Annotated in this window: 22 protein-coding genes and 4 pseudogenes; 16 read left to right on the top strand and 10 right to left on the bottom strand. The window is 72.3% G+C overall.

Annotated features, from left to right (window positions below; genetic code table 11):
- A pseudogene (locus tag EAO76_RS47370) lies at window positions 1-157 on the top strand (aromatic amino acid lyase); the annotation flags it as partial.
- Here the strand turns inward: EAO76_RS47370 and EAO76_RS29065 are convergent.
- The 4 genes and pseudogenes from EAO76_RS29065 to EAO76_RS29050 form a co-directional block, all read right to left on the bottom strand.
- Window positions 148-1,224 (bottom strand): annotated as a pseudogene (locus EAO76_RS29065) (diguanylate cyclase domain-containing protein); the annotation flags it as partial. The pseudogenes EAO76_RS47370 and EAO76_RS29065 overlap by 10 nt on opposite strands.
- Before the next feature lie 94 nt (window positions 1,225-1,318).
- Window positions 1,319-2,131, bottom strand: coding sequence for an enoyl-CoA hydratase/isomerase family protein (locus EAO76_RS29060; protein WP_148838879.1), 813 nt, complete (start codon window positions 2,129-2,131; stop codon window positions 1,319-1,321).
- Window positions 2,132-2,275: 144 nt separating this feature from the next.
- Window positions 2,276-3,451: an adenylate/guanylate cyclase domain-containing protein gene (locus EAO76_RS29055; RefSeq protein WP_148838878.1), complete on the bottom strand. Its 1,176-nt coding sequence runs from the start codon at window positions 3,449-3,451 to the stop codon at window positions 2,276-2,278.
- A gap of 234 nt (window positions 3,452-3,685) precedes the next feature.
- Window positions 3,686-4,549: a biotin--[acetyl-CoA-carboxylase] ligase gene (locus tag EAO76_RS29050; protein ID WP_148838877.1), complete on the bottom strand. Its 864-nt coding sequence runs from the start codon at window positions 4,547-4,549 to the stop codon at window positions 3,686-3,688.
- A gap of 134 nt (window positions 4,550-4,683) precedes the next feature.
- Here EAO76_RS29050 and EAO76_RS29045 point away from each other — a divergent pair, with 134 nt between their 5' ends.
- The 4 genes from EAO76_RS29045 (at window position 4,684) to EAO76_RS29035 (ending at window position 7,478) form a co-directional block, all read left to right on the top strand.
- Window positions 4,684-6,267: an acyl-CoA carboxylase subunit beta gene (locus EAO76_RS29045; protein ID WP_148838876.1), complete on the top strand. Its 1,584-nt coding sequence runs from the start codon at window positions 4,684-4,686 to the stop codon at window positions 6,265-6,267.
- Window positions 6,268-6,281: 14 nt separating this feature from the next.
- Window positions 6,282-6,497 carry an acyl-CoA carboxylase epsilon subunit gene (locus EAO76_RS29040; RefSeq protein ID WP_148838875.1) on the top strand — a complete coding sequence of 72 codons (216 nt, stop codon included), beginning with the start codon at window positions 6,282-6,284 and terminating at the stop codon, window positions 6,495-6,497.
- A gap of 154 nt (window positions 6,498-6,651) precedes the next feature.
- Window positions 6,652-6,783, top strand: a complete 132-nt coding sequence (mmpB, locus tag EAO76_RS46720) for a morphogenic membrane protein MmpB (protein WP_262375816.1) — start codon at window positions 6,652-6,654, stop codon at window positions 6,781-6,783.
- Between the two features lie 83 nt (window positions 6,784-6,866).
- Window positions 6,867-7,478, top strand: a complete 612-nt coding sequence (locus EAO76_RS29035; protein WP_187438825.1) for a nucleoside triphosphate pyrophosphatase — start codon at window positions 6,867-6,869, stop codon at window positions 7,476-7,478.
- Window positions 7,479-7,783: 305 nt separating this feature from the next.
- On the opposite strand, the gene EAO76_RS29030 is transcribed toward EAO76_RS29035, so the two are convergent.
- Window positions 7,784-8,245, bottom strand: a complete 462-nt coding sequence (locus EAO76_RS29030; RefSeq protein WP_148838873.1) for a hypothetical protein — start codon at window positions 8,243-8,245, stop codon at window positions 7,784-7,786.
- Between the two features lie 140 nt (window positions 8,246-8,385).
- Here EAO76_RS29030 and EAO76_RS29025 point away from each other — a divergent pair.
- The 3 genes and pseudogenes from EAO76_RS29025 to EAO76_RS29015 all read left to right on the top strand — a co-directional run.
- Window positions 8,386-10,071 (top strand): annotated as a pseudogene (locus tag EAO76_RS29025) (biotin carboxylase N-terminal domain-containing protein); the annotation flags it as partial.
- A 2-nt stretch (window positions 10,072-10,073) separates the two neighbouring features.
- Window positions 10,074-10,439 (top strand): annotated as a pseudogene (locus EAO76_RS29020) (acetyl-CoA carboxylase biotin carboxyl carrier protein subunit); the annotation flags it as partial.
- 182 nt (window positions 10,440-10,621) lie between these two features.
- On the top strand, window positions 10,622-11,221 hold the full coding sequence (locus tag EAO76_RS29015; RefSeq protein WP_148838872.1) for a TetR/AcrR family transcriptional regulator: 600 nt from the start codon (window positions 10,622-10,624) through the stop codon (window positions 11,219-11,221).
- 197 nt (window positions 11,222-11,418) lie between these two features.
- On the opposite strand, the gene EAO76_RS29010 is transcribed toward EAO76_RS29015, so the two are convergent.
- Both EAO76_RS29010 and EAO76_RS29005 read right to left on the bottom strand, forming a co-directional pair.
- Window positions 11,419-12,399: a DeoR/GlpR family DNA-binding transcription regulator gene (locus EAO76_RS29010; protein WP_148838871.1), complete on the bottom strand. Its 981-nt coding sequence runs from the start codon at window positions 12,397-12,399 to the stop codon at window positions 11,419-11,421.
- Window positions 12,400-12,600: 201 nt separating this feature from the next.
- Window positions 12,601-14,040 carry an NAD(P)H-quinone dehydrogenase gene (locus tag EAO76_RS29005; RefSeq protein WP_148838870.1) on the bottom strand — a complete coding sequence of 480 codons (1,440 nt, stop codon included), beginning with the start codon at window positions 14,038-14,040 and terminating at the stop codon, window positions 12,601-12,603.
- Between the two features lie 293 nt (window positions 14,041-14,333).
- Between EAO76_RS29005 and EAO76_RS29000 the strand changes: the two genes are divergently transcribed.
- The 3 genes from EAO76_RS29000 to EAO76_RS28990 all read left to right on the top strand — a co-directional run bounded on the left by EAO76_RS29000 (window position 14,334) and on the right by EAO76_RS28990 (window position 17,483).
- Entirely contained in the window at window positions 14,334-14,771 is a 438-nt protein-coding gene (locus EAO76_RS29000) for a gamma-glutamylcyclotransferase (RefSeq protein ID WP_148838869.1), read from the top strand.
- Window positions 14,772-14,872: 101 nt separating this feature from the next.
- Entirely contained in the window at window positions 14,873-15,697 is an 825-nt protein-coding gene (locus tag EAO76_RS28995; RefSeq protein ID WP_148838868.1) for a purine-nucleoside phosphorylase, read from the top strand.
- A 145-nt stretch (window positions 15,698-15,842) separates the two neighbouring features.
- Window positions 15,843-17,483: a phospho-sugar mutase gene (locus EAO76_RS28990; RefSeq protein WP_148838867.1), complete on the top strand. Its 1,641-nt coding sequence runs from the start codon at window positions 15,843-15,845 to the stop codon at window positions 17,481-17,483.
- A 99-nt stretch (window positions 17,484-17,582) separates the two neighbouring features.
- Here EAO76_RS28990 and EAO76_RS28985 read toward each other — a convergent pair whose 3' ends face one another.
- Entirely contained in the window at window positions 17,583-19,028 is a 1,446-nt protein-coding gene (locus EAO76_RS28985) for an NCS2 family permease (protein ID WP_148838866.1), read from the bottom strand.
- Between the two features lie 286 nt (window positions 19,029-19,314).
- Between EAO76_RS28985 and EAO76_RS28980 the strand changes: the two genes are divergently transcribed.
- Entirely contained in the window at window positions 19,315-19,992 is a 678-nt protein-coding gene (locus EAO76_RS28980) for a helix-turn-helix transcriptional regulator (RefSeq protein WP_148838865.1), read from the top strand.
- Here the strand turns inward: EAO76_RS28980 and EAO76_RS28975 are convergent.
- Window positions 19,989-20,288: a hypothetical protein gene (locus EAO76_RS28975; protein WP_148838864.1), complete on the bottom strand. Its 300-nt coding sequence runs from the start codon at window positions 20,286-20,288 to the stop codon at window positions 19,989-19,991. The two genes, EAO76_RS28980 and EAO76_RS28975, sit on opposite strands and share 4 nt — an antisense overlap.
- Window positions 20,289-20,409: 121 nt before the next feature.
- Here EAO76_RS28975 and deoC point away from each other — a divergent pair, with 121 nt between their 5' ends.
- Genes deoC through EAO76_RS28960 form a run of 3 tightly spaced genes read left to right on the top strand, consistent with a single transcriptional unit; the run spans window position 20,410 to window position 23,712 of the window.
- A complete protein-coding gene (deoC, locus tag EAO76_RS28970; protein WP_148840364.1) occupies window positions 20,410-21,372 on the top strand; it encodes a deoxyribose-phosphate aldolase in 963 nt (320 codons plus the stop codon).
- A gap of 5 nt (window positions 21,373-21,377) precedes the next feature.
- On the top strand, window positions 21,378-22,817 hold the full coding sequence (locus EAO76_RS28965) for an aldehyde dehydrogenase family protein (protein WP_148838863.1): 1,440 nt from the start codon (window positions 21,378-21,380) through the stop codon (window positions 22,815-22,817).
- Window positions 22,807-23,712: an aldehyde dehydrogenase family protein gene (locus tag EAO76_RS28960; RefSeq protein ID WP_148838862.1), complete on the top strand. Its 906-nt coding sequence runs from the start codon at window positions 22,807-22,809 to the stop codon at window positions 23,710-23,712. Before EAO76_RS28965 ends, EAO76_RS28960 begins: the two co-directional genes overlap by 11 nt.
- Before the next feature lie 146 nt (window positions 23,713-23,858).
- On the opposite strand, the gene EAO76_RS28955 is transcribed toward EAO76_RS28960, so the two are convergent.
- Window positions 23,859-24,278 (bottom strand): hypothetical protein, encoded by a 420-nt coding sequence (locus tag EAO76_RS28955; RefSeq protein ID WP_148838861.1) that lies wholly within the window; start codon window positions 24,276-24,278, stop codon window positions 23,859-23,861.
- A 63-nt stretch (window positions 24,279-24,341) separates the two neighbouring features.
- Here EAO76_RS28955 and EAO76_RS28950 point away from each other — a divergent pair, with 63 nt between their 5' ends.
- Complete coding sequence (locus tag EAO76_RS28950; RefSeq protein WP_148838860.1) at window positions 24,342-25,049, top strand: uridine kinase; 708 nt, start codon at window positions 24,342-24,344, stop codon at window positions 25,047-25,049.
- Window positions 25,050-25,162 lie beyond the last annotated feature (113 nt).

Here is a 25,162-nt window from a genome sequence, read left to right as displayed (position 1 = left end):
GACCATGGCCGACGTGCTCAACGCCGGCATCACGCCGGTCGTCCACGAGTACGGCTCGCTCGGCTGCTCCGGCGACCTGGCCCCGCTCTCCCACTGCGCCCTGACGCTGATGGGCGAGGGCGAGGCGGAGGGCCCCGACGGCACCGTGCGCCCGGCCACCACCGGCTTCTTCGAGCGGGCCGCCTTCGCCCGGTACTGGGCCGCGTCCGCCAGCCGGAACAGCCGTCGCGCCGACACCACCGGGCCGACCGGGTCACCGGTCGACGCGACCCCGCAGGCCACCCCGTCACCGAGCTCCAACTCGGCGGCCCGTTCGCAGAGTTCGGTGGCCACCCGGACCACGTCGTCCACCTCCGGGCCGACCGCGAGCAGACAGAACTCGTCCCCGCCCAGCCGCGCCGCGAGCGCGCCGGGCAGCATCGCGCCGCACCGGGACAGCACCGAGCCGAAACGTTCCAGCAGGCGATCGCCGACCGCGTGCCCATGGGTGTCGTTGACCCGCTTCAGCCCGTTGAGGTCGCAGACGACCAGGCTGACCACCACCCCCTCCGCCCGGTGCCGCTCCACCGCCTCGTCCAGCCGCACGTCGACGGCGCGGCGGTTGGCCAGCCCGGTGAGCGGGTCGGTGAAGGCGAGCTTGCGGACCTCTTCGAGCCGTTCGGTCTGGGAGATCCCGGCGGCGACGACGGCGGCGAGCACGGTCGCGAAGTCCGCGTCCGCCCGCCCGAACACCGGCTCGCCCACCCGGCGGGCCACGTACAGCTCGCCCCAGGCCCGCCCGTGCAGCACGATCGGCGCGACCACGCAGCAGCCGCGCCCGCGCCGCTTCAGGGCGGCCACCCGCTCCCGCTCGTACCCGCTGCCGTACAGCCTCCCGGCGCTCGGCACCCCGTCCACCGAGCCGTCGGCGGTCTCCACCCAGGCGTCGGGCTCGCCGCCGCCGGCCCAGCGTTCGTGCAGGAACTCGGTGATCTCCGGGAACTGGTGCACCGGATACGCCTCCGCCTCGGGGAACTCCTCCTCCCCCTCGGCGCGTTCGCCCGCGTTCACCAGCACCCGCAACTGCCCCCGCCCGCGCTCCCACACGGAGAGCGCGGCGAAGCTGCCGCCCAGCGCCTCGCACGCCCCCAGCGCAGCCGCTCGCCACGACCCCCGCGGGGTGTGTGCCGCCGCCATCGTCTGCGCAAGCGAAACCACGGCCCGCAGCCGCGCATCATCACCCATCGCTACAGTTTATGTAGCTTTATGCCGTTTTGATCAATTTGGGGCATTACTTGTGTTCGCTGCGTGTCTTTCCCGACCGCAATGTCACGGACCGTCACTCACCGGGCCAATTCGGCTTCCGCTTCTCGTTGAACGCGGCCACGCCCTCGGCGCGGTCCCCGGAGAAGGCCACCGACCGCCAGGCCGCGTCCTCGACTTCGAGACCGGCCCGCAGGTCGAGGCCGTGGCCCAGCCGCAGCGCCCGCTTGGCGGCCCGCAGCCCCACCGGGGAGTTGGCGGCGATCCGGCCGGCCAGCTCCAGCGCCGCCGTCCGGTCCTGCCCGGCCTCCACCAGCTCGTCGACCAGCCCGAGCCCGTGCGCCTCGGCCGCCTCCACCCGCCGGGCCGAGAAGACCAGTTCGGCCGCGCGCGCCGCGCCGACGCGCCGCGGCAGCAGCTGGGTGCCGCCGCCGCCCGGGATGACACCGACCGACACCTCGGGCAGCCCGACCACGGCCGTGCGGTCGGCGACGATCAGGTCGCAGGACAGGGCCAGCTCGAACCCGCCGCCGAGCGCGAAGCCGTGCACGGCGGCGATGGTCGGCATCGGAAGTTCGAGCACACCGGTGTACGCGGCACGGGCGGTGGGGCGCTGGCGCAGCAGCTCGGCGTCGGTGAAGGAGTTCCGCTCCTTCAGGTCCGCGCCCACGCAGAAGGCCCGCTCGTGGCTGGAGGTGAGGACGGTGACCCGTACGGCCGGGTCGACGGCGAGCGCGGCGCAGGCGGCGGCGATCGAGCGGGCCATGTCCGTGGACACGGCGTTCATCGCCCTGGGACGGTCGAGAACCAGCTCGGCGACGTGTTCCCGCCCCTCGTGGACCCGTACGCCGACGAAGTCCCCGAACCGCTGCTCGGACGTGATGGTCATGACTGCACCCCTCCGGTTAACGATCGTTACCGGAGGGATCCTATGGCGCACCGTCCCGGCGGCCCCGGGCCGGTACGGGCGCGATGCGGGAACCCGGCCGGAAACCGCCCCGGGCGGGCCGGGAAAGGGGTCGGGGTAAAGGAGTCAGGACGTCGTGCCGCGGCGGGCCAGCAGCCAGGGCTCCACCACGCCGAGCCCGCGCACCGGGCGCTGCCACATCGGCTGCAGCCCGTAGCGGTACGTGGGCAGCGCCGCCGGCTCCGCGCCCTCCCGGCGCTCCTTCTCGGCCACCGCGGCCTCCTCCGCCGCCTTCGCCTCGGAGGCGGGGGCGTCGCCGGTCCGGGTCAGCTCCTCCGCGAACGCCCCGTCCACGAGCACGGCGTCCTTGGGCGCTATCGACGTCAGCCGGCTGGCGAGGTTCACCGTCGTCCCGAAGACATCGCCCATTCGGGTGGTGACCGTGCCGAAGGCGATGCCGACCCGCAGGGCGGGCATCGTCTCGTCCTGCGTCATCGCCTCGATCAGGCGCAGCGCGATCTCGGCCGCGGTGCCCGCGTCGTCGGCGGCGAAGAGGACCTCGTCGCCGAGGGTCTTGATGAGCCGGCCGCCGTGCGCCGCGACCAGGTCGGCCGCGGTGGTCTCGAACGCCTCGACCAGCTCGCCGAGCTCCTCCTCCTCCAGGCGCCTGGTCAGCCGGGTGAACCCGACGAGGTCGGCGAATCCGACGGCGAGGCGCCGGTCGACCATCTCCTCGTCGTCGGCGGCCTGCACGACCCGGCCGGTGGCGGCGGCCAGCTGGCGCCGCCACACGTACACCAGGAACTCCTGGAGCTCCGGCAGCAACAGCTCGACCAGCGGGTACGTGACCTCGGTGCGGGTCATCCCGGGCTCGGGCGGCTCGGTCAGCCCCTCCAGGAAGGAATCGATCTGCCACTCCGCCAGCCGGGCGGTGGTCTGGCCGGTGGACCGGGCCACCTGGATCGCCATCGGCTCGCTGAGCAGCCCCGCCTCGACGAGACCGGCCAGGCGGCGCAGCGCCAGTACGTCGGCCTCGGTCAGCGCCCTGGCCTGCCCGATGTCGGCGAAGCCCATGGCCCGCCAGAACCGCGAGGCCAGGTCCATGGAGACACCGGCGGTCCGGGCCGCCTGGAACGGCGTGTAGCGGCGGTCGGCGCCCAGGATCAGGTGTTCCAGCCGGATCGCGAGGGGGTCGTCGCTCGGTTCCGCCGTGTGGTCGACTTCGTGATGCGGTGTCGCGTGGACCGAGGATTCCGACGGGGGCTGCTTCCCCGCGCCAGAAGTCGTGTCGTCGACGGTCACCAGCCGCCTCCTGCCCGTTCCCTGCGCACTGCCCTGCCGATCTGTCGGTGGATCGCCTCAACGATACGGCAGGTGTGCCGTGGCTCACGCCTTCATGGCGTGCCGGAACGCGCCCGAAAGCCCCGGTCCCGGCCGCCGGGGCGCCCCGGAACGCGCCTGGTGGACACGTGTGCCCCGCGCCGTTCCGGGGCCCGTGCGCCGTCGCGTGGGCCGGACCGGGCCGCGCCCGGGAGGTCAGACCAGGCCGCCGCCGATGCCCCGCAGATGGACGATGTCGCCCGCCGAAACGGGCTCCTGGAGGCCGTCCCGCGTGGACAGGAGCAAACGGCCCTCGCCATCGATCGCCACGGCCTCGCCGACGAGCGTGCGGTCGCCGGGCAGCTGGGCCCGCACCGTCCGGCCGAGCGTCGCGCAGCCCGCCGCGTACGCCTCCTGCAGGCCGCTCGCCGTCGCGTCGCCGCCCGCCTCGCGCCACCGGCCGTACCAGTGCTCCAGCGAACGCAGCACGCCCCGCAGCAGCGTCTCGCGGTCGGTGGAGACCGCACCGGCCAGGGCCAGCGACCCGGCCGTGGGCGCGGGCAGCTCGTTGGCGCGCAGGGTGACGTTCAGCCCCATGCCGACGACGACGCCGTCCCCGGCGCGCTCGGCCAGGATGCCGCCCGCCTTGCGTTCCTCGCCCCCCACCGTGACCAGCAGGTCGTTGGGCCACTTCAGGCCCGTGTCGACGCCCGCGGCCCGCGCCAGGCCGGTGGCCGTCGCGACGCCGGTGAGCAGCGGCAGCCAGCCCCACCGCTCGACGGGGACGTCGCCCGGCGTCAGGTAGACGGAGAGGAAGAGGCCCGAACGGGCCGGGGCCGTCCAGGTGCGGTCGAGGCGGCCCCGGCCCCGCGTCTGCTCCTCGGCGACCAGCACCGTGCCCTCGGTGAGCCCCTCCGCGCGCCGGGCCAGGTCGGAGTTGGTGGACCCGGTGGACTCCACCACGTCGAGCGCGGTCCACAACCCGCCCGGCCGCAGCAGTCCGCGGCGCAGCGCGGGAACGTTCAGGGGCGGCCGGTCGAGGTCCGACCAGCGGCTGTGTGGCGCATCCGAAGGTGTCATGCAACCCAGACTAGGTGTGGCAAACGACGCACTGCCGAACCGTATCCGCGCCGATACGCTACGGGTCAGTAGGTGTTCAAGCAGCTGATCAGCACCACAGTCGTCCCCGTGACCAGGCAGGGAGCCGCCACCCGATGTCCGAGCCGGAAGAGATCGACATCCACACCACCGCGGGCAAGATCGCGGACCTGCAGCGCCGTATCGACGAGGCGACCCACGCGGGTTCGGCGCGCGCGGTCGAGAAGCAGCACGCGAAGGGCAAGTTGACCGCCCGCGAGCGGGTGGACCTGCTGCTCGACGAGGGTTCCTTCGTGGAGCTCGACGAGTTCGCCCGGCACCGTTCCACCAACTTCGGCATCGAGAAGAACCGCCCCTACGGGGACGGCGTCGTCACCGGCTACGGCACGGTCGACGGCCGCCCCGTCTGCGTGTACTCGCAGGACTTCACCATCTTCGGCGGCTCGCTGGGCGAGGTCTACGGTGAGAAAATCGTCAAGGTGATGGACTTCGCGCTGAAGACCGGCTGCCCGGTCATCGGCATCAACGACGGCGGCGGAGCGCGCATCCAGGAAGGCGTGGCCGCGCTCGGCCTGTTCGCCGAGATCTTCCGCCGCAACGTGCACGCCTCGGGCGTCGTCCCGCAGATCTCGCTGATCGTCGGACCCTGCGCGGGCGGCGCGGTGTACTCCCCCGCGATCACCGACTTCACGGTCATGGTCGACCAGACCTCGCACATGTTCATCACCGGCCCCGACGTCATCAAGACCGTCACCGGCGAGGACGTCGGCTTCGAGGAGCTGGGCGGCGCCCGCACCCACAACACCACCTCCGGTGTGGCGCACCACATGGCGGGCGACGAGAAGGACGCCATCGAGTACGTCAAGTCGCTGCTGTCGTACCTGCCTTCGAACAACCTCTCCGAGGCGCCCGCCTTCCCCGAGGAGGCGGACCTGGCCACGACGGACGAGGACCGCGAACTCGACACCCTCATCCCGGACTCGGCGAACCAGCCGTACGACATGCACGCCGCCATCGAGCACGTGCTGGACGACGGCGAATTCCTGGAGACCCAGGCCCTGTTCGCGCCGAACATCATCACCGGCTTCGGGCGCGTCGAGGGCTACCCGGTCGGCATCGTCGCCAACCAGCCGATGCAGTTCGCGGGCTGCCTGGACATCAACGCGAGCGAGAAGGCCGCCCGCTTCGTCCGCACCTGCGACTCCTTCAACGTGCCCGTGCTGACCTTCGTCGACGTCCCCGGCTTCCTGCCCGGCGTCGACCAGGAGTACGGCGGCATCATCCGGCGCGGCGCCAAGCTGATCTACGCCTACGCCGAGGCGACCGTCCCGCTGATCACCGTGATCACCCGCAAGGCGTTCGGCGGCGCGTACGACGTCATGGGCTCCAAGCACCTGGGCGCCGACATCAACCTCGCCTGGCCGACCGCGCAGATCGCCGTGATGGGCGCGCAGGGCGCGGTGAACATCCTGCACCGGCGCACCATCGCCGCCGCCGAGGATCAGGACGCCACCCGCGCCGAGCTGATCGCGGACTACGAGGACACGCTGCTCAACCCGTACGTGGCGGCCGAGCGCGGCTACGTCGACGCGGTGATCATGCCGTCCGACACCCGTGCGCACATCGTGAAGGGGCTGCGCCAGCTGCGCACCAAGCGGGAGTCGCTGCCCCCGAAGAAGCACGGCAACATCCCCCTCTAGAAAGGGTCCTGGCCATGATCAAGGTCGTACGGGGCAACCCGACCCCTGAGGAGCTGGCCGCCGCACTGGCGGTGGTCCGGGCGCGCACCGCGGCGTCGCTGTCCGAGCCCGACGCGGCGTCCGGCGCACCGGCGCTGCCCGGGCAGTGGTCCGACCCGGGCCGCATCGCACGGCGCGAACGCCACCTGCCGGGACCGCGCGCCTGGGCCCGGACGTACTGGCCCGGCTGACCGGACAGCGCGCGTTTCCGGAGGTCCGCCCCCTCGACGACGAGTCCCGGGGCCGGGCCTCCGTCGCGTTCGGAACGATTTGCTCCGTACGCGCCACGGCGGTTGAGTACCCGTACTCAGGCGCGGTGCGCGCCCGGACAGCAGGATCGTTTCCATGCTGTGGTCCGACCCCGAGAACAAGCCGCCGAAGGAACTGCGCGACGCCCAGGACATGATGCGTCGCGCGGGGCTGGTGCTTGCGCTCGCGATGGTGCTCGCGATGTTCGTGCTCGGCGCGCACCCCTGAGGAACCGCGTGAGGGGCCGCGTGCAGGACCGTGCGCGGACGCCGGCCCTCTCGGGTCCCGGCGGCCGGTCCGCCCCTTCTACGATGGCGCGTATGACTGATCAGCGCCGTCTCGTGCTCGCCTCCGCCTCCCCCGCCCGGCTCGGCCTTCTCCGGCAGGCCGGATTCGCACCCGAGGTGGTCGTCAGCGGGGTGGACGAGGACGCGCTGAGCGCCCCCACCCCCGCCGAGCTGGCCCTCGTGCTCGCCGAGGCCAAGGCCGCCGCGGTGGCCGGCCGGCCGGAGGCGGCGGGCGCGCTCGTCATCGGCTGCGACTCGGTGCTCGAACTGGACGGCGAGGCGCTCGGCAAGCCCGCCGACGGCGAGGAGGCCATCGCCCGCTGGAAGTCCATGCGCGGCCGGGCCGGGGTGCTGCGGACCGGTCACAGCGTGGTCGACACGGCGACCGGACGCACGGCCTCGGCGACCGCCTCCACGACCGTCCGCTTCGGCGAGCCGACGGACGCCGAGATCGCCGCCTACGTGGCCACGGGCGAGCCCCTCCACGTCGCGGGCGCCTTCACCCTGGACGGCCGCTCGGCACCGTTCGTCGACTCCATCGAGGGCGACCACGGCAACGTCATCGGCCTGTCCCTGCCGCTGCTGCGCCGGCTGCTGGGCGAGCTGGGAATCTCCGTCACCGAACTCTGGGCCTGAGGACCGGGACACTCCGGACCCGAGGACCGGGGCCGGACCCGAGGACCGAGGCCGGGCCCGAGGACCGAGGCCGGGCCCGAGCGCGGACCCCGGTCGGCCGGGTCGCGCCCGCACCCCGGCGACACGCCCGCGACACGCCGTGCGCGACGCCCTGCAGGAAGCGGCAATCCGGGCCCGGACGGCGGGCGGACGCTGGGCCCGGGCGGGGCCGTTCGGGCTATCGGCGCCACGGCGCCCGGCCCGGCGGCGGTGGCGGAACTCGACAGGCCCGTCCGGGCGACCGGCGCCGGTCCCGGCGGGGCCGTTCAGGCGACCGGGGCCACGGTCCCCGACTCGGCGTCGGCGGCCGGTCCGTCGGACCCGCCGACCCCGTCGCCGTAGACCACCAGGGTCAGCACGATCAGCCCGAGCACCACCATCAGGACCGCGAACGCGGCCCAGCCGACCAGGCCGACCGTCAGCGCGCCCAGCACCCCGTGCACGACGGCGCAGACGATCAGGACGATGCGGGCGAGCCGGCCCGGGGCCCGGTCGCGGATGCCGGTCAGCAGGAGGATCAGCCCGCACAGCAGCAGGTACGCGCCGGAAACGCCGCCCATCGCCCAGGTGCCGGTGGACATGGCGGAGGATTCGAGACCCGCCAGGGACATGTCCTGGTTCTCGACGACCGTCGCCAGCACGGCGTTGATGAACACGATGCCCACGGCCTCCGCGAACAACACGATCGCGGCCACGAACGCCACCGGTCTGCGCACCACGGCGCCCACCCCCTGTTACCTGCAGTACGTGCGATAGCGCGGACCCTACTAACGGGTAACGCCTCGGACAAGAGTTTGGGCGCCCCTCACCCGCAACCCCGCACCCGGACGCGCGCCTCCGCACTCCCCCTCCGCCTCCTTGCCACCGGCTGCGCAAGGTGCTCATCGCCAACCGTGGCGAAATTGCTGTCCGTGTTGCTCGGGCGTGCCGGGATGCCGGGATCGGGAGTGTGGCCGTTTACGCGGACCCGGACCGGGATGCTCTGCATGTGCGGGTGGCCGACGAGGCATTCGCTCTGGGCGGTGACACCCCGGCGGCCAGTTATCTGGACATGGCCAAGGTGCTGCAGGCGGCGAAGGATTCCGGGGCTGATGCGGTCCATCCGGGTTATGGGTTCCTGTCGGAGAACGCGGAGTTCGCGCAGGCGGTCCTGGATGCGGGGCTGACGTGGATCGGGCCGCCGCCGCAGGCGATCCGGGATCTGGGCGACAAGGTCGCCGCGCGGCACATCGCGCAGCGTGCCGGGGCGCCTTTGGTGGCGGGTACTCCCGATCCGGTCTCGGGTGCGGACGAGGTGGTGGCGTTCGCGCGGGAGCACGGGCTGCCGATCGCGATCAAGGCGGCCTTCGGCGGCGGGGGGCGCGGTCTGAAGGTGGCCCGCACGCTGGAGGAGGTTCCCGAGCTGTACGACTCGGCGGTGCGCGAGGCGGTCGCGGCGTTCGGGCGCGGGGAGTGCTTCGTGGAGCGCTACCTCGACCGGCCGCGTCACGTGGAGACGCAGTGCCTGGCCGACTCCCACGGCAACGTCGTGGTCGTCTCCACCCGTGACTGCTCGCTGCAGCGCCGTCATCAGAAGCTGGTCGAGGAGGCCCCCGCCCCCTTCCTGACCGATGAGCAGAACGCGGAGCTGTACGCGGCGTCCAAGGCCATCCTCAAGGAGGCCGGCTACGTGGGTGCCGGCACGGTGGAGTTCCTGGTCGGCACCGACGGCACGATCTCCTTCCTGGAGGTCAACACCCGTCTGCAGGTCGAGCACCCGGTCACCGAGGAGGTCACCGGCCTGGACCTGGTCCGCGAGATGTTCCGCATCGCCGACGGCGAGGAACTGGGCTACGACGACCCGCCGGTGCGCGGGCACTCCTTCGAGTTCCGCATCAACGGCGAGGACCCCGGCCGCGGCTTCCTGCCCGCCCCCGGCACCGTCACCCTCTTCGCCCCGCCCACCGGCCCCGGCGTCCGCCTGGACGCCGGCGTGGAATCCGGCTCCGTGATCGGCCCGGCCTGGGACTCCCTGCTCGCCAAGCTCGTCGTCACCGGCGCCACCCGCGAACAGGCCCTCCAGCGCGCGGCCCGCGCCCTGGCCGAGTTCACGGTCGAGGGCATGGCCACCGCCCTGCCCTTCCACCGCGCCGTGGTCACCGATCCCGCCTTCACCGCCGACCCCTTCCGGGTCCACACCCGCTGGATCGAGACCGAGTTCGTCAACGAGATCAAGCCCTTCACCGCCCCCGCCGACGCGGACACCGACGAGGAGCCCGGACGCGAGACCGTGGTCGTCGAGGTCGGCGGCAAGCGCCTGGAGGTCTCCCTGCCCTCCTCCCTGGGCATGTCCCTGGCCCGCACCGGCCTCGCCGCCGGCGCCAAGCCCAAACGCCGCGCGGCCAAGAAGTCCGGCTCCGCCGTCTCCGGCGACACCCTCGCCTCCCCCATGCAGGGCACCATCGTCAAGATCGCCGTCGAAGAAGGCCAGGAAGTCCAGGAAGGCGACCTCATCGTCGTCCTCGAAGCCATGAAGATGGAACAGCCCATCAACGCCCACCGCGCGGGCACCGTCCCGGACGCGAGACCGTGGTCGTCGAGGTCGGCGGCAAGCGCCTGGAGGTCTCCCTGCCCTCCTCCCTGGGCATGTCCCTGGCCCGCACCGGCCTCGCCGCCGGCGCCAAGCCCAAACGCCGCGCGGCCAAGAAGTCCGGCTCCGCCGTCTCCGGCGACACCCTCGCCTCCCCCATGCAGGGCACCATCGTCAAGATCGCCGTCGAAGAAGGCCAGGAAGTCCAGGAAGGCGACCTCATCGTCGTCCTCGAAGCCATGAAGATGGAACAGCCCATCAACGCCCACCGCGCGGGCACCGTCAAGGGCCTGACCGCCGAGGTCGGCAGCTCGATCTCCTCCGGCGCGGTCATCTGCGAGATCAAGGACTGACGACCCGACCGCGATACCCGTGGCACCACCGGGGCCCTGCGAAGCCGTACGCGGCCGAGCGGGGCCCCGGCCGTTCTCCCGGTCCGGACCCGGTCGGGGAGTTCGTTCCGCGGATACCGGCGGGGCCGCCGGGCGCGCGGTGGCATCCTGGACCCCGGGACGGAGATCGGGAGGACCGCGCGATGACGACCAGTACGGCACGGACGCCGGTCCGGCCCATGCGCGCCGACGCGCGCCGGAACCACGACCGGCTGCTGCGCGAGGCCCGCGCCGCCTTCGCGGAGCACGGCACCGACGCGCCGCTGGAGGAGATCGCGCGGCGCGCGGGCGTGGGCATCGGCACGCTGTACCGGCACTTCCCGAACCGGCACGCGCTGATGAACGCCGTCTTCCAGGAGGCCCTGACGTCCCTGATCGCCCGTTCCCACGAGCTCGCCGGGGCCGAACAGCCCTGCCGGGGCCTGGTGGAGTGGCTGCGCGCGATCATCACTCACGCGGGTGAGTACCGGGGGGTCGCCCAGGCGCTCATGTCGACGTCGCGGGACGAGAATTCGGCGCTCTCGCAGTGCAACGTGCCGCTGCGCGAGGCGGGTGCGACGCTGCTGGCGCGGGCGCGGGCGAGCGGGGCCGTGCGGCCGGACGTGTCGATCGACGACCTGATGCAGCTGACGAACGCGATCGCCCTGGCCGCCGAGCAGTCGCCGGACGACCCGGAGTTGGCGGACCGGCTGCTGATGCTGACCCTCCAGGGGCTGAAGGGGCCGAACGCGGAAGGGAGTTGATCCCGGCCGTTCGGCACAGCGGCCGCACGCGGCCCCGCCGCGCCGCATGTCACGTACCGCGTATCGCATGCCACGTGTCGCACACCGCCGCCCCGGGAACGACGCCCGCCGACGGGCCGACCGGGCACGACCGCCGGGCCGACGGGCCGCACGACCGCCCGGGCCGCCCGCCGATCAGCCGCCGTCGGCCGGTGCGGCTATCGGCGGCGCAGGTCCGCGACCCTCGCCCGGTCCCCCTGACTCTGGTCCGCCAGCACCGCCGCGCTCCGCAGTTGCTGCGGTCCCGGCCCCGAGGTGGTGCCACCGCCCCCGTGCGTACGGCGCTGGCCGGGCAGCGGCATGTCCCGGCGGGGCTGCCGGCCGTGCGGGAGGGGCTCGGCCGGGGCCGGGCCGTTCCCCGCACCGGCCACGGCGATCTGCACCCCCTGGTCCGCCAGTGCCTGGAGTTCGGTCGCGGCACGGTCGTCATGGCCGGGGGGCTCGTCCGTCACGAGGCGGGTGATGAGGTCCGTCGGCACCGTCTGGAACATGGTGTCGGAGCCGAGCTTCGTGTGGTCCGCCAGGACCACCACCTCGGCGGCGGCCTGCACCAGGGCCCGGTCCACGCTCGCCGAGAGCATGTTGGACGTGGAGAGGCCGCGCTCCGCGGTGAGCCCGCTCCCGGAGAGGAACGCGCGCGAGACCCGCAGCCCCTGGAGGGACTGCTCGGCGCCGCTGCCCACCAGGGCGTAGTTGGAACCGCGCAGCGTGCCGCCGGTCATCACCACCTCCACCCGGTTGGCATGGGCCAACGCCTGGGCGACCAGCAGCGAGTTGGTGACGACGGTCAGCCCGGGGACCCGCGCGAGCCGGCGGGCCAGCTCCTGCGTGGTCGTACCGGCGCCGACGACGATGGCCTCGCCCTCCTCGACGAGACCGGCGGCCAGGTCGGCGATGGCCGTCTTCTCCGCGGTGGCGAGATGGGATTTCTGCGGAAAGCCGGACTCCCGCGTGAAACCGCCCGGCAAGACCGCACCGCCGTGCCGGCGGTCGAGGAGTCCTTCTGCCTCCAGTGCCCGCACGTCCCGCCGTACGGTCACTTCGGAGGTCTGGACGACGCGGGCGAGCTCACGGAGCGATACCGCCCCGTTGGCACGCACCATTTCGAGGATCAATTGACGACGTTCTGCAGCGAACACGAAACTGACAGTAACGTGACCACCCGAGCGTTTTCAGCAGTTTGCGCCGATTAACGGAAGTTGCGCACACGCGTGACCGTCAAGTGGTATAGAAGGCCCCGTTGTTGTCCCGTACTGATCGAACGGTGTCCCCCGGAGCCCCCGGGTCGTCGGGAGTCGCCGGGGACCGACCGGTCGGAAAGCCCCTCGTCGACCGGGGTGTCACGCCTCGCCGGCGCGCTTGCGGGTGTGCAGCTGCCTGGCCACTTCCGCGATCGAACCCGACAGGGACGGGTAGACGGTGAAGGCGTTCGCGATCTGTTCCACCGTCAAATTGTTGTCGACCGCGATCGAGATGGGGTGGATCAGTTCGCTCGCCCGGGGGGCGACGACACAGCCGCCGACCACGATGCCGGTGCCGGGGCGGCAGAAGATCTTGACGAAGCCGTCGCGGATGCCCTGCATCTTGGCGCGCGGGTTGCGCAGCAGCGGCAGCTTGACGACCCGGGCGTCGATCTTGCCGGCGTCGACGTCGGCCTGGGTGTAGCCGACGGTGGCGATCTCGGGGTCGGTGAAGACGTTCGAGGAGACCGTCTTCAGGTCCAGCGGGGCCACCGCGTCGCCGAGGAAGTGGTACATCGCGATCCGGCCCTGCATGGCGGCGACCGAGGCGAGGGCGAAGATCCCGGTGACGTCACCGGCCGCGTAGACGCCGGGCGCGCTGGTGCGGGAGACCTTGTCGGTCCAGATGTGGCCGGACTCCTTGAGCCGGACCCCGGCCTCCTCCAGGCCCATGCCCGCGCTGTTCGGGATCGCGCCGACCGCCATGAGGCAGTGCGAGCCGGAGATGACCCGGCCGTCGGCGAGGGTGACCTCGACCCGGTCGCCCACGCGCTTGGCGGCCTGGGCGCGGGAGCGGGCCATGACGTTCATGCCGCGGCGCCGGAAGACGTCCTCCAGCACGGCGGCGGCGTCCGGGTCCTCGCCGGGCAGCACGCGGTCGCGGGACGAGACGAGCGTGACGCGCGAGCCGAGCGCCTGGTAGGCGCCCGCGAACTCGGCGCCCGTCACGCCGGAGCCGACCACGATGAGCTCCTCGGGCAGCTCGTCGAGGTCGTAGACCTGGGTCCAGTTCAGGATGCGCTCGCCGTCGGGGAGGGCGTCCGGGATCTCCCGGGGGTGGCCGCCGGTCGCGATCAGCACGGCGTCGGCGGTGAGCCGCTCCTCCGTGCCGTCCGCGGCGGTCACGACGACCGCGCGGGAGCCGTCGGCGGCCTGGAGGCCCTCCAGCCGGCCGCGCCCGCGCATCACCCGGGCGCCGGCCCGGGTGACCGAGGCCGTGATGTCGTGGGACTGGGCGAGCGCCAGGCGCTTCACACGCCGGTTGACCTTGCCGAGGTCGACGCCGACCACGCGGGCCGCCTGCTCGATGTGCGGGGTGTCGTCCGCGACGATGATGCCCAGTTCCTCGTACGAGGAGTCGAAGGTGGTCATCACCTCCGCCGTCGCGATCAGGGTCTTCGAGGGCACGCAGTCGGTGAGCACGGACGCGCCGCCGAGGCCGTCGCAGTCGACGACGGTCACCTCCGCGCCGAGCTGGGCGCCCACCAATGCCGCCTCGTACCCGCCGGGTCCGCCGCCGATGATCACGATCCGGGTCACGAAAAGTCCGCCTCGCGTGTGTCATCCCGCGGCCGTCTGCTGCCCCGGCCGGGGGTCCGGGGGGTGGCCCCGGGGAATGCAGTACGTACTTCATTGTCCCGCACGCGCCAAGGTGCTTCGCCCCGGGGCCCTCCATACGTGCACCGGGGTGCGCGCGGCCGGGCCGGGCCGGTGGTGGGCGGGCCCGGCCGAAAGGGCGCGTGCGCCGGGCGCGCGCGGCGGGGGCGGCCCCCTCGGGGGATCTTCCGCCGGGGATCGACGTTCCCCCCGTCCCCTCCCGTACCCTCGATGCCATGTCGCTCTACGCCGCGTACGCCGGCAACCTCGACGCGCGGCTGATGACGCGCCGCGCACCGCATTCCCCGCTGCGCGGTACCGGCTGGCTCAACGGCTGGCGGCTGACCTTCGGCGGGGAGCAGATGGGCTGGGAGGGCGCGCTCGCCACGGTGGTGGAGGCCCCCCGCTCCCAGGTCTTCGTGGCGCTGTACGACCTGGCGGCGATGGACGAGGACTCCATGGACCGGTGGGAGGGCGTCGGCCTGGACATCTACCGGCGGATGCGGGTGCGCGTGCACACCCTGGACGGCGAGGAGCCGGCCTGGATGTACGTGCTGAACGGGTACGAGGGCGGGCTGCCGTCCGCCCGCTACCTCGGCGAGATCGCCGACGCCGCGGAGTCCGCGGGCGCGCCGCACGACTATGTGATGGAACTGCGCAAGCGTCCCTGCTGACCCCCGGACCAGCACATTTGTATGAACGTACGAAGGAATGCCTGCGGACTCCGCGCATGGGCATCTACGCGCGTAGGGAATCACCGGTTACCCTCATCCGCGTGAACGCATCAGTTATTCCGGACAACATCCAGGGCGAGCCGTACGCCGCCGCTGCCGACGCCGCCGCCCGCCTGCGCGAGCTGACCGGTGCCGAGACCCACGACGTCGCGCTCGTGATGGGTTCCGGCTGGGCGCCCGCCGGCGACGCTCTCGGCGTCCCGGAGGCCGAGTTCCCGGTGACCGAGCTGCCCGGTTTCCCGGCGCCCGCCGTGCAGGGGCACGGCGGCACGATCCGCTCGTACCGGATCGGCGGGAAGCGGGTGCTGGTCTTCCTCGGCCGCACGCACTTCTACGAGGGCCGGGGCGTCGCCGCCGTGGCGCACGGGGTCCGCACCGCCGTCGCCGCGGGGTGCCGCACGGTCGTCCTGACGAACGGCTGCGGCGGTCTGCGCGAGGGCATGCGCCCCGGTCAGCCGGTGCTGATCAGCGACCACATCAACCTGACCGCCGCCTCCCCGATCGTCGGCGCCAACTTCGTCGACCTGACCGACCTGTACTCGCCGCGGCTGCGCGCGCTGTGCAAGGAGGTCGACGACACCCTCGAAGAGGGTGTGTACGTGCAGTTCCCCGGCCCGCACTACGAGACGCCCGCCGAGATCAACATGGTCCGGGTCATGGGCGGCGACCTGGTCGGCATGTCCACCGTGCTGGAGGCCATCGCCGCGCGCGAGGCCGGTGCCGAGGTGCTGGGCATCTCGCTGGTCACGAACCTGGCGGCGGGGCTGAGCGGCGAGCCGCTCAACCACGCGGAGGTGCTCCAGGCCGGGCGGGACTCCGCGACCCGGATGGGCGCGCTGCTGGCCCGGGTCCTCGAACGCATCTGAGAGCGCCCGGCGCCGCCCGCCACCGGGCGCTCCGAGACACCCGTCGGGCGGCCGCACCCGGTCGAAGGTCACCCGGCAGGCTCCGGACCGGCCGCGGCCGGTCCGCGCCCCCACCCACGAAGCAGACCGCAGAAAGGCGGACGCCGTGCAGCAGGACCTCATCGAGCGGGCCAGGACGTGGCTCGCGGAGGACCCCGACCCCGAGACCCGTGACGAGCTCGCCGCGCTCCTCGAATCCGGGGATCTCGACGAGCTCGCCGCACGGTTCGCCGGCACGCTGCAGTTCGGCACCGCCGGGCTCCGCGGCGAGCTGGGCGCCGGACCGATGCGGATGAACCGCGCCGTCGTCATCCGCGCCGCGGCCGGTCTCGCCGCGTACCTGAAGGCGCGGGGGCAGGACGGCGGGCTCGTCGTCATCGGCTACGACGCCCGCTACAAGTCCGCCGACTTCGCCCGTGACACCGCGGCCGTGATGACGGGCGCGGGCCTGCGCGCGGCGGTCCTGCCCCGCCCGCTGCCCACCCCCGTGCTCGCGTACGCCATAAGGCACCTGGGCGCCGTGGCCGGTGTCGAGGTGACCGCCAGCCACAACCCGCCGCGCGACAACGGCTACAAGGTCTACCTCGGCGACGGTTCGCAGATCGTCCCGCCGGCGGACGGCGAGATCGCCGCAGAGATCGCCGCGGTCGGCCCGCTCGACGGCGTGGCCCGCCCCGACGACGGCTGGGAGACCCTCGGCGAGGAGGTGCTGGACGCCTATCTGGCCCGTACGGACGCCGTGCTCGCCGCCGGGTCGCCGCGCACCGCCCGCGTCGTGTACACGGCGATGCACGGAGTCGGTGCGTCCGTGCTGACGGCGGCCTTCGAGCGGGCGGGCTTCCCCGCCCCGGTGCTCGTCGCCGAACAGGCCGAGCCCGACCCGGCGTTCCCCACCGTCGCGTTCCCCAACCCGGAGGAGCCCGGCGCGATGGACCTCGCCTTCGCGACCGCCCGCCGCGAGAACCCCGACATCGTCATCGCCAACGACCCGGACGCCGACCGCTGCGCCGTCGCCGTCCCGGACCCCGCGGCCGACGGCGGCTGGCGGATGCTGCGCGGCGACGAGGTCGGCGCGCTGCTCGCCGCGCACCTGGTGGACCGCGGCGCGAGCGGGGTGTTCGCCGAGTCGATCGTGTCGTCCTCGCTGCTCGGCCGGATCGCCGGGAAGGCGGGCCTGGGCCACGAGGAGACGCTGACCGGCTTCAAGTGGATCGCCCGCGTGGAGGGTCTGCGCTACGGGTACGAGGAGGCGCTCGGCTACTGCGTCGACCCGGAGGGCGTGCGCGACAAGGACGGCATCACGGCCGCGCTCCTGGTCGCCGAACTGGCCTCCGGGCTCAAGGAGCGGGGACGCACCCTCCTCGACCTCCTCGACGACCTGGCGGTCGCGCACGGGCTGCACGCCACCGACCAGCTGTCGGTCCGGGTGGAGGACCTGTCGGTCATCGCGGACGCCATGCGCCGGCTGCGCGAGCAGCCGCCGACCGCGCTCGCCGGGCTGCCCGTCGTCTCGGCCGAGGACCTCTCGCGGGGCAGCGCGCAGCTGCCGCCCACCGACGGGCTGCGCTACCGGCTGGAGGGCGCCCGGGTGATCGTCCGCCCGAGCGGCACCGAGCCGAAGCTCAAGTGCTACCTGGAGGTCGTGGTGCCGGTCGGTTCGGCGGAGGAGCTGCCTGCGGCCCGGGAGAAGGGCGCGGAACTCCTCGCCGGGATCAAGCGCGACCTGGCGGCCGCGGCCGGGATCTGAACCGGCGCGGCACGACACCGGGGCGGCCCGACGGGAGTCGGGACCGCCCCGGTGTCGTGTGTCCGTCCGTACGGGGGCCGTACGGACGTCCGTGCGGGGTTACTTGATGCCGAGCAGCTGCTCCAGCGGGTCGATGCCGAAGTAGACGAGGAAGAGCGCCGCGGTGCCCCAGAGCAGCCAGTGCACCTCGCGGGCCTTGCCCAGGCACGCCTTGATGATCACGTACGAGACGAAGCCCGCGCCGATGCCGTTGGTGATGGAGTACGTGAGCGGCATGACGGCGATGGTCAGGAAGGCGGGGACGGCGAGCTCGTAGCGGTCCCAGTCGATGTGCTTGACCTGGGTCATCATCAGGAACCCGACCGCGACGAGGGCGGGGGACGCGGCCTGGAGGGGCACGATCGTCAGGACCGGGGTGAAGAAGAGGGCGAGGGCGAACAGACCGCCGGTGACGAGGTTGGCGAAACCGGTGCGCGCACCCTCACCGACGCCCGCCGCGGACTCGATGTAGGTGGTGGCGGACGAGGCGGAGGCGGCACCGCCCGCGACGGCGGCCGCACCGTCGATGAGCAGGACCCGGCCCAGGCCGGGGACCTGGCCGCGCTCGTCGAGGAGGCCCGCCTCGGCGGTGACGCCGACGATGGTGCCCATCGTGTCGAAGAAGTCCGACAGGATGAGGGTGAAGATCAGCAGGATGACGGTCAGCACGCTGACCTGGCCGAACGAGCCGAACAGGTCGAAGTTGCCCAGGAGCCCGAAGTCGGGGGCGGCGATGGGCTTGTCGGGCAGCGCGGGCTCGGTCAGGCCCCACGTCTTGACGTCGGCGACCGCGTCGATGATGACGGAGAGGACCGTCATCAGGACGATGCTGATGAGGATGGCGCCCTTCACCTTGCGGGCCAGGAGGACGATCGTCACCAGCACGCCGAGGCAGAAGACGAGCATGGGCCAGCCGGTCAGCGTGCCCGTGCCGAGCTGAACGGGCACGGTGGTGTTCGCGGCGTCCGGTACGCGGGTGACGAACCCGGAGTCCACGAAGCCGATGAAGGCGATGAACAGACCGATGCCGACGCTGATGGCCTGCTTGAGCGGCTGCGGAATGGCGTGCATGACGGCCTCGCGCAGACCGGTCATCACCAGGACGCAGATCAGCAGACCTTCGAGCACGATGAGGCCCATCGCGTCGTCCCAGCTCATCAGAGGAGCGATCTGGAACGCGACGACGGCATTCAGGCCCAGACCCGCGGCCAGGGCGAGCGGCAGGTTACCGGCCACACCCATGATCACGGTCATCACCGCAGCAACTAGTGTTGTCGCAGTGGCCAGTTGGGCGGCATCCAGTTGTTCGCCGAACTTGTCCTCGGTACTGCCGAGAATGATCGGGTTGAGCACGAGAATGTACGCCATGGTGAAAAATGTGGCGAGCCCGCCGCGTATTTCACGTCCGTACGTCGAACCACGTTCACTTATTCGGAAGAACCGGTCGAGCGGGCCGCCCGGTGCGGCTGCCGGCTCGCGCACCGGCTCTGTCGCGCTGGTCTTCATGACTGCTGTCTCCTGGACCTGCTGGGGAGGGGGAAAAAGGGGGAAAAATCGCTATGACGCCGGGAGCGCGTGGCAGTCGGCGGTGCGAACACACATGCGGCGTCTTGCGAGCGGATCATACGCGGCGACTATTCGACCTCAAGGTGTTTGCAGCTTTCTCCAGTTGACCCGCCCACACACCCCGTGCCCGTTCCTGCAAAAAACCGGGCGACCTGTCCCACAAAAATAGGAAGAAAGCGAAAGCACCCTCTGGAATTGACCAGGGGTAAGTCTTTAGTCTCGGCCCGTGCATCCACCGCTCCCCTTCAACGCGCGCGCCGCCCGCATCCTGCGCGAGAAACTCGGGATGGCACCCGGTCACGTCGCTTACGGCATGCGCGCCTCGTACGGAATGACCCACATAACCCCCGACCACATCACCGCATGGGAACGCGGCACCGCTCTGCCGGCCGACGGCGAAGTCGCCGCCCTGGCCGCCGCCTTGTGGTGCACCCCCGGCGAACTCATGGGCACTCCCCACACCTTGCGCGAGCACCGGCTGGCCCGCGGGCTCGCCGCCGAGGACGTCGCCCGCGCCACCGGTCTTCCCCTGGACGCCTACCGCCACATGGAGGAGACGGGCGTCTGGACCGGCGACAAGCGGCACTCCGCCGAACTCGGCACCCTCTTCAACCTCCCGCCACGGGACTTCATCGCCATCACCGGCCGCGAGGGGGAGCTCGCCCAACTCCTCACCGAGGCCGTCTCCACCCGCTGGCAGGCCCACATCCGCCCCATCGCCCGCCTCGTCTCCGCGGACCGCCGCAGCCTCCAGGACCCCCTGCGCACCATGCATCAGGAGTACCAGGGCCTCATGGCGGCCACGCTCAGCCGGGCCGGCGGCGCCAGCGCCTCCGGCGAGGACGGGCGGCGCTACATCGAGGGCATCGTCGACCGCTTCTGGTCCCTGGTCCCGGAGTCCTAGACCGTGTACGGCGGATGCCGCCCGGTCGTCGTGCTGGGCTCAAGAACTACGTGGCCCAGCTCGATCAACTCACGCGCGAACTCATCAGTCAGCACACCTACAGGCAGCCTCGGTACCTCCTCCAACAGGGTCGACACCTGCCGGTGGTTGAAAACGGTGTCCGCGTACGGCAGCAGGTGTCCCAGCATTGGAAACACTGACTGATCAAGACCAGCCAGCTCAGGCCCCCAGGCCACACCGTGCTTCGCGCGGGCCTCGATCGTGCCGTTCTCGCGTCGGATCTGGAGATCAATCACGATCAGATCGTATGGCCTCATGATCCGCCGGACAGAACCTAGCCCCGCCCATCGCGCACCCCCTGGAGGACCGGGCCCCTGTACAGGTCGCTACGCGCGTAGATATGCTCCCCTGGTGACCATGCCCACCACAGCTCCAGCATTCGCCGACGCGACCGCGTCCGACAGTGCGCTGCGCCGCTTCCTGCACGGGCTGCCCGGCGTCGACGCCGTCGGCCTCGAAGCGCGCGCCGCGTCCCTCGGAACCCGTTCGATCAAGACGACGGCCAAGGCGTACGCCATCGACCTGGCCATTTCGATGATCGACCTGACGACACTGGAAGGCGCGGACACCCCGGGCAAGGTCCGGTCCCTCGCCGCCAAGGCCCTCAATCCCGACCCGCTCGACCGCACGACCCCGCGCACCGCGGCGCTCTGCGTCTACCCCGACATGGTGCCCACCGCCGTCGCCGCGCTGGCCGGCTCCGGCGTGAAGGTGGCCTCCGTGGCGACGGCCTTCCCCGCCGGGCGCGCCGCGCTCGACGTGAAGCTCGCGGACGTCCGCGACGCCGTGGCCGCCGGGGCCGACGAGATCGACATGGTGATCGACCGGGGCGCCTTCCTCTCCGGCCGCTACCTGAAGGTCTACGAGGAGATCCTCGCCGTGAAGGCCGAGTGCGCGCGGCCCGACGGCCCCGACGCCCGCCTGAAGGTGATCTTCGAGACGGGCGAGCTGTCCACGTACGACAACATCCGCCGCGCCTCCTGGCTCGGCATGCTGGGCGGCGCCGACTTCATCAAGACGTCGACCGGCAAGGTCTCCACCAACGCCACGCCCGCGAACACCCTGCTGATGCTGGAGGCGGTGCGCGACTTCCGGGCGCAGACCGGCGTGCAGATCGGCGTGAAGCCGGCCGGCGGCATCCGCACCTCCAAGGACGCGATCAAGTTCCTGGTGCTGGTGAACGAGACCGCGGGCGAGGACTGGCTGGACAACCACTGGTTCCGGTTCGGCGCCTCCAGCCTGCTGAACGACCTGCTGATGCAGCGTCAGAAGCTCAGCACCGGCCGTTACTCCGGCCCCGATTACGTGACGGTGGACTGATCCCCATGGCATCTGCATTCGAATACGCGCCCGCGCCCGAGTCGCGCTCGGTCGTCGACATCGCGCCCTCGTACGGCCTGTTCATCGACGGCGAGTTCACCGACGCGGCCGACGGCAAGGTCTTCAAGACCGTCTCGCCGAGCAGCGAGGAGGTGCTCTCCGAGGTCGCGCGGGCCGGGGCGGCCGACGTGGACCGGGCGGTGAAGGCGGCCCGCAAGGCGTTCGAGAAGTGGTCGGCGCTGCCCGGCTCCGAGCGCGCCAAGTACCTCTTCCGGATCGCCCGGATCATCCAGGAGCGCAGCCGCGAGCTGGCCGTCCTGGAAACCCTCGACAACGGCAAGCCGATCAAGGAGACCCGCGACGCGGACCTCCCCCTGGTCGCGGCGCACTTCTTCTACTACGCGGGCTGGGCCGACAAGCTGGGCCACGCCGGTTTCGGCGCGGACCCGCGCCCGCTCGGCGTCGCGGGCCAGGTCATCCCGTGGAACTTCCCACTGCTGATGCTGGCCTGGAAGATCGCCCCGGCGCTCGCCACCGGCAACACGGTGGTCCTCAAACCCGCCGAGACGACCCCGCTGTCCGCGCTGTTCTTCGCGGACATCTGCCGTCGGGCGGGCCTGCCCAAGGGCGTCGTGAACATCCTTCCCGGCTACGGGGACGCGGGCGCCGCCCTGGTCGCGCACGAGGACGTGAACAAGGTCGCGTTCACCGGTTCGACCGCGGTCGGCAAGGCCATCGCCCGCCAGGTCGCCGGCACCGACAAGCGGGTCACCCTCGAACTGGGCGGCAAGGGCGCCAACATCGTCTTCGACGACGCCCCGATCGACCAGGCCGTCGAGGGCATCGTCACCGGCATCTTCTTCAACCAGGGCCAGGTCTGCTGCGCCGGTTCGCGCCTGCTCGTGCAGGAGTCGATCCAGGACGAGCTGCTGGACGCCCTGAAGCGCCGGCTGTCCACGCTCCGGCTCGGCGACCCGCTGGACAAGAACACCGACATCGGCGCGATCAACTCCGCGGAGCAGCTGGCCCGGATCACCGCGCTCGCCGAGACGGGCGAGGCCGAGGGCGCCGAACGCTGGTCCGCGCCCTGCGAACTGCCCGCCGCGGGCTACTGGTTCGCCCCGACGCTGTTCACCAACGTCACCCAGGCGCACACCATCGCGCGCGACGAGATCTTCGGCCCGGTGCTGTCGGTGCTGTCCTTCCGCACCCCCGACGAGGCGGTCGCCAAGGCCAACAACAGCCAGTACGGCCTCTCGGCCGGCATCTGGACGGAGAAGGGCTCCCGCATCCTCGCGGTGGCCAACAGGCTCCGGGCCGGCGTCGTCTGGGCCAACACGTTCAACAAGTTCGACCCGACCTCGCCCTTCGGCGGCTACAAGGAGTCGGGCTTCGGCCGCGAGGGCGGTCGTCACGGCCTGGAGGCGTACCTCGATGTCCGATAACCGTCTGAGCGTCTTCAAGACCTACAAGCTGTACGTCGGGGGCAAGTTCCCCCGTTCCGAGAGCGGCCGGGTGTACGAGGTGACCGACTCCAAGGGCAGGTGGCTGGCGAACGCCCCGCAGTCCTCCCGCAAGGACGCGCGCGACGCGGTCGTGGCCGCCCGCAAGGCGTTCGGCGGCTGGTCGGGCGCGACGGCGTACAACCGCGGCCAGGTCCTCTACCGCGTCGCGGAGATGCTGGAGGGCCGCAGGGACCAGTTCGTGCGGGAGGTCGCGGAGGCCGAGGGCCTGTCGAAGTCCAAGGCGGCGGCCGTCGTGGACGCGGCGGTCGACCGCTGGGTCTGGTACGCCGGCTGGACCGACAAGATCGGCCAGGTCGTGGGCGGGGCGAACCCGGTCGCGGGCCCGTTCTTCAACCTGTCCACGCCCGAACCGACCGGGGTGGTCGCGGTCCTGGCCCCCCAGGAGTCGTCGTTCCTGGGTCTGGTCTCGGTGATCGCCCCGGTGATCGCGACCGGCAACACCGCGGTCGTCGTCGCCTCGGCGGACCGCCCGCTGCCCGCGCTCTCCCTGGGCGAGGTGCTCGCCACCTCCGACCTGCCGGGCGGCGTGGTCAACGTCCTGTCCGGCCGGACGGCGGAGATCGCGACCCCGCTCGCGTCCCACCAGGACGTCAACGCCATCGACCTCACGGGCGCGGACGCCGGGCTCGCGAAGGAGCTGGAGATCGCGGCGGCGGACAACCTGAAGCGCGTCCTGCGCCCGCAGGACATCGACGGCGACGGCACCGCGGACTGGACGGCCGACCCCGGCATCCACCGCCTGACGGCCTTCCTGGAGACGAAGACGGTCTGGCACCCGACGGGCGCACTGGGCGTGTCGGGCTCCTCGTACTGAGGGGCCGTCGGGCGGCCTCCGGGCCACCGACCGCCCCTCCCCGTGCCGCCGGCCGGCCCGTGCGTTCCCCCTCGCCGCGGGTCGGCCCGTGCGGCCGGGCGGCGGCCCGCCCCTCCGGGACTCCCGAGGGGCGGGCCGGCGTCGTCTCAGCCGCCGTGCAGCGCCTGGGCCGCCTGACCCACCACGGGCAGGTCCTTCAGCGCGCCACCGCTGGTCAGCGGGTCGGTCAGGACGGTCGTGGAGAGCGGCTTGAAGTCGGCGATCCGGGTCTCCACCCCGTTGTCCAGCGGGTCCGTGCCCGTCCTGGCCAGCGGGTCGAGCTGCAGATGCGTGACGGGAGCGATCCCGTGCTTCAGGGACGACCCGAGCGCCCCGGTCACCGCGCCCGTCGCCGCGTCGACGTCCGTGCCGAGGCCGGTGTCCTGCGCACCGGCGGCCGGTGCGGGCGCCGGCGCCGCCTGGGCCGCCGCACCTCCCGCACCGAGCGCGGCGCCCACCGCGGTGACGGTCAGACCGGCCCTCAGCAGGGCGCGGCGCGGGGACTTGGAAAGTGCATGACGTGCCATGTGTTTCCCACCTGATCGAGACGATCGAGTAATCATCTGAGTGCGTAGAGTAGTTGAGGTGTGATGCTGGATACCAACACGGGTACCGGGGGATCCCCTGCGCGGGGGGATGCCTCACACTCGTGTCCTGTGAATTCCCAACCGATCCCGACCCGCGTGGTGCTCCTCGCGGGCCCTTCCGGCTCCGGCAAGTCCTCCCTCGCCGCCCGCACCGACCTGCCGGTGCTGCGCCTGGACGACTTCTACAAGGAGGGCGACGACCCCACGCTGCCGCTCGTTCCGGGCAGTACGGACATCGACTGGGACTCCGCACAGTCCTGGGACGCGGACGGGGCGGTGGCCGCGATCGTCGAGCTGTGCCGCACGGGGCGCACGGACGTCCCGGTCTACGACATCTCCACGAGCTCGCGGATCGACCGGGAGACCCTCCACATCGAGCGCACGCCGCTGTTCGTGGCCGAGGGGATCTTCGCCGCCGACATAGTCGAGCGGTGCCAGGAACTGGGCGTGCTCGCCGACGCGCTGTGCCTGCGCGGCCGCCCGACGACGACGTTCCGCCGCCGACTGCTGCGGGACCTGCGCGAGGGCCGCAAGTCGGTGCCGTTCCTGCTGCGCCGCGGCTGGCGGCTGATGCGGGCCGAGCGCCGGATCGTGGCCCGTCAGACGGCCCTGGGCGCGTACCCGTGCGGCAAGGAGGAGGCACTGGGCCGACTGGCCGCCGCCGCGGCGGGACGGTGCCGCCGCGCGCCCGTCTCGCGCGAGACGGCCTGACGCCGGGCCCGCGGCCCCGACGCCCCCGGCCCCGCGGGGCGCCCGGTCCGTACGGAACCGGGCCCGCGAAGCCCCCCGTTCATGCCGACGGGGCCGGACAGGACCCCCCGGCC

This window comes from Streptomyces sp. sk2.1 (assembly GCF_008120935.1).
GTDB lineage: Bacteria > Actinomycetota > Actinomycetes > Streptomycetales > Streptomycetaceae > Streptomyces.
This window is presented reverse-complemented; position numbering and strand designations above follow the sequence as displayed.

Bases quoted from the DNA above. Each gene is read 5' to 3' on its own strand.
- EAO76_RS28955 (WP_148838861.1), bottom strand. From the start codon at position 24,278: ATGGCACGTCATGCACTTTCCAAGTCCCCGCGCCGCGCCCTGCTGAGG.
- EAO76_RS29050 (WP_148838877.1), bottom strand. From the start codon at position 4,549: ATGACACCTTCGGATGCGCCACACAGCCGCTGGTCGGACCTCGACCGG.
- deoC (WP_148840364.1), top strand. From the start codon at position 20,410: ATGCCCACCACAGCTCCAGCATTCGCCGACGCGACCGCGTCCGACAGT.
- EAO76_RS28950 (WP_148838860.1), top strand. From the start codon at position 24,342: ATGCTGGATACCAACACGGGTACCGGGGGATCCCCTGCGCGGGGGGAT.
- mmpB (WP_262375816.1), top strand. From the start codon at position 6,652: ATGCTGTGGTCCGACCCCGAGAACAAGCCGCCGAAGGAACTGCGCGAC.
- EAO76_RS28960 (WP_148838862.1), top strand. From the start codon at position 22,807: ATGTCCGATAACCGTCTGAGCGTCTTCAAGACCTACAAGCTGTACGTC.
- EAO76_RS28985 (WP_148838866.1), bottom strand. From the start codon at position 19,028: ATGAAGACCAGCGCGACAGAGCCGGTGCGCGAGCCGGCAGCCGCACCG.
- EAO76_RS28965 (WP_148838863.1), top strand. From the start codon at position 21,378: ATGGCATCTGCATTCGAATACGCGCCCGCGCCCGAGTCGCGCTCGGTC.
- EAO76_RS29000 (WP_148838869.1), top strand. From the start codon at position 14,334: ATGTCGCTCTACGCCGCGTACGCCGGCAACCTCGACGCGCGGCTGATG.
- EAO76_RS29045 (WP_148838876.1), top strand. From the start codon at position 4,684: ATGTCCGAGCCGGAAGAGATCGACATCCACACCACCGCGGGCAAGATC.
- EAO76_RS29040 (WP_148838875.1), top strand. From the start codon at position 6,282: ATGATCAAGGTCGTACGGGGCAACCCGACCCCTGAGGAGCTGGCCGCC.
- EAO76_RS29035 (WP_187438825.1), top strand. From the start codon at position 6,867: ATGGCGCGTATGACTGATCAGCGCCGTCTCGTGCTCGCCTCCGCCTCC.
- EAO76_RS29060 (WP_148838879.1), bottom strand. From the start codon at position 2,131: ATGACCATCACGTCCGAGCAGCGGTTCGGGGACTTCGTCGGCGTACGG.
- EAO76_RS29015 (WP_148838872.1), top strand. From the start codon at position 10,622: ATGACGACCAGTACGGCACGGACGCCGGTCCGGCCCATGCGCGCCGAC.